General features: G+C 33.4%; 3 protein-coding genes. 2 read left to right on the top strand and 1 reads right to left on the bottom strand.

The genetic code is table 11. The features are described from left to right. Window positions 1-162 precede the first annotated feature (162 nt). Both D6734_12115 and D6734_12110 read left to right on the top strand, forming a co-directional pair. Window positions 163-702, top strand: coding sequence for a peptidylprolyl isomerase A (locus tag D6734_12115; protein ID RMF92495.1), 540 nt, complete (start codon window positions 163-165; stop codon window positions 700-702). Between the two features lie 453 nt (window positions 703-1,155). Further along, window positions 1,156-1,890 (top strand): sulfite exporter TauE/SafE family protein, encoded by a 735-nt coding sequence (locus D6734_12110; protein RMF92494.1) that lies wholly within the window; start codon window positions 1,156-1,158, stop codon window positions 1,888-1,890. A 27-nt stretch (window positions 1,891-1,917) separates the two neighbouring features. Here the strand turns inward: D6734_12110 and D6734_12105 are convergent, their stop codons facing one another. Beyond that, window positions 1,918-2,610 carry a hypothetical protein gene (locus D6734_12105; GenBank protein ID RMF92493.1) on the bottom strand — a complete coding sequence of 231 codons (693 nt, stop codon included), beginning with the start codon at window positions 2,608-2,610 and terminating at the stop codon, window positions 1,918-1,920. Window positions 2,611-2,740: the final 130 nt, after the last annotated feature.

Below are 2,740 nucleotides of genomic sequence, written 5' to 3'. Positions count from 1 at the left end.
TTTTAATTTTTTGAAGCATTTAATTGATTTACACTACAAAATTTAATATTTTAAAGAAAAATTTTTATAAGGAGTCAAAAGATGAAGCAAAAGAAAAACAGATATTTTATTTTTATTGCCTTTATTACAGTGGCAACTTTTCTACTTTTTTTTAGCAACACAATGAAAGCAGAAGAAAAAGAAAAATCTGACAAAAAGGAGAATCCTGTGGTATTAATGAAAACAACACTCGGAGAAATAGAAATTGAATTATATCCTGAGAAAGCGCCTGAAACCGTAAAAAATTTTCTTGCATATGTTAATGCAAATTTTTACAGCGGACTTATATTTCATCGCGTAATTCCTGGCTTTATGATTCAAGGCGGAGGCTTTTCTGCAAAGATGTTAAAAAAACCAACTAACCCGCCAATAAAAAATGAAGCAGACAATGGTCTAAAAAATGATAGAGGCACAATTGCTATGGCAAGGACACCTGAAATTGACAGCGCAACTTCGCAATTTTTTATTAATCTTGCGGACAATGATTTTCTAAATCATAAAGACGACACACCAAGAGGCTACGGTTATGCTGTTTTTGGAAGAGTTATAAAAGGAATGGATGTTGTTGATGAAATTGCAAAAGTCAAAACAACGACAATTGGTCCATATAAGAATGTGCCTGAAAACCCAATTACTATTTTATTTGCAAAAGAAATCAAATAATCGCAGGCCTATGACTTCTTTGCAGGGCTGACATAGATATTTAGTGACGGCTTCACCAAAAGTCATTCTCTTGTGCTGCATTTTACTCTTCACCACCATTGGCAAATATAGAATATTATATACGAGTCATTTCTCATCGCTGGCACATCGTGTATATCCTACTCTTTTCCTTGTGCCATCGATTTCAGTCATAAAAGAATACTGCCATTTACCAAGGGTCGAGATTTTTCTCTGATAGCTAGCTTTTGCTTAGCAACACTAACGGCTTTTCAAGAAGGATTGACAGGAATGGTATCTTTCCAACTTTTTGATTTTTTACAACTTTTGCCAAAAAAGAAAAAGATTAACATTTTTTCATTTGCTCATCTGTTCATTTTTTATTGACAAAATATTTATGTTCTAATATTTAGTTTTCTAAATATTTTTTAATAAAATATCTATGTGGAATTTTTTATGGGAATAGACACTTCAAATCTCACATTCTTTGTCGCTTTACAGGCATCTATATTGCTCGGACTTCTTCATGGAATCTCACCTTGCGGCCATTCATGGCCAATACTTGCCCCTTTTTGTATATCATCGAAAAATCTAAAAAAGGCCCTTACTATTTGCACATTTTTTTGCCTTGGCACAATAATTGCCTGTATCTTTTTAGGAGCCTTTCTTGGGCTAGTCGGAAATATTATCCCTCAAAAATGGGATGCCTACTTTGGAATGATAACTGCATTTATACTTGTAATCCTTGGAATCATAATGATTGTTAAACCTGAGCTTTTACATTTTGAAGATGAAGAAGAGCAGAAAATTGAAGAAAAAGCAAAACTTGCTTTAAGCGGAAAAGCAGAAGAAGCACTAAATGAAAAAAACAAAAAATTCAGGTATGGCGTTCAATGTGGTATGTTCTCGATTGGATTTATAAATATGATATTGCCCTGCCCTACGGCAAGCATAATGTATACCTATGCCCTTGTTTCAAAAAGTATAATTACAGGAACAACCATTTTTCTTTCATATGCATTGGCAACTTCTCTTGTACTTTTCATTATATCCTATCTGATTGGGAAAACGACTAAGTTCTTTAGAAATCTAAGTGATGAAAAATACGAGATGCTAATAAATAGGATAAGCGGCTTACTGATAATCGGCTTTGGTATCTATATGATATTTACAGAAAGCAAACTTCTTTAAATTTGTTTCGAAGACGCAAAAACTCATCTAAAAAAGAATTTCAAGATGTCTTTCTGCCCAATCCTTACCAAATAGTTTTATAGTATGAATAGCTCCAGGATCCTTTTCTTTATAAACTGCAGTATAATAATCCATAAATTCCTTTATCTTCTTTCTTGTTTCTTCAGGCACAGGCTCTGCCTTTTCTGCAAAATCCAGATATAAATCGAGATAGCTTAAAAAAGCTTCTTTGACTCTTTCCTCTTTTTCTTTCTCTGCCATACAATGAATTCCATAACCTGAGCGAAATTCTGCTGTCCATGTAGCTTTGAGGTGCTTGCTTTCAAGGTCAGAAAACTCAGAATGTAGTTTTTTCAGCGGCTCCACATATTTAGCCAAGTATTCATCTGTCCTTAAAACCGGTTTTATATCCAAGACTATAAGGATTTTCCCTTTTATCTCTCTGATATCATATGCAAAGATAGGAAGGTCATATTTTTCATCCGAAAAAATTGTGCCTGCATATCCATAGCCAATAGAATCGTTCCCTCCCTTGCCAAGACAAATTTTTCTAAATTTTTCACTCCTTCTCAACCAAGTATAGCTTGTATAATCTTCTCCACCATCTGGATTTGGTACTGTCTTCTCCAAAAGGTCAGCATCTATACCTGTAATTTCTTCTGTTGTAATATTTCTTTCCTTAAGTTTTTCTTCAATGAGAGCTGTGCAATCTATATTCATCTATACCTGCCTCCTTACTTAATTTCTGTATTGAGTGCTCACTCAATTACGATTAATAGCTTAATAAACAGTTTCTGACAAGTCTTTTTTAAAAAATATTATTCCATTTTTTATCCTACAATCTAAAGTA

This window comes from Candidatus Schekmanbacteria bacterium (genome assembly GCA_003695725.1).
GTDB lineage: Bacteria > Schekmanbacteria > GWA2-38-11 > GWA2-38-11 > J061 > J061.
This window is presented reverse-complemented; position numbering and strand designations above follow the sequence as displayed.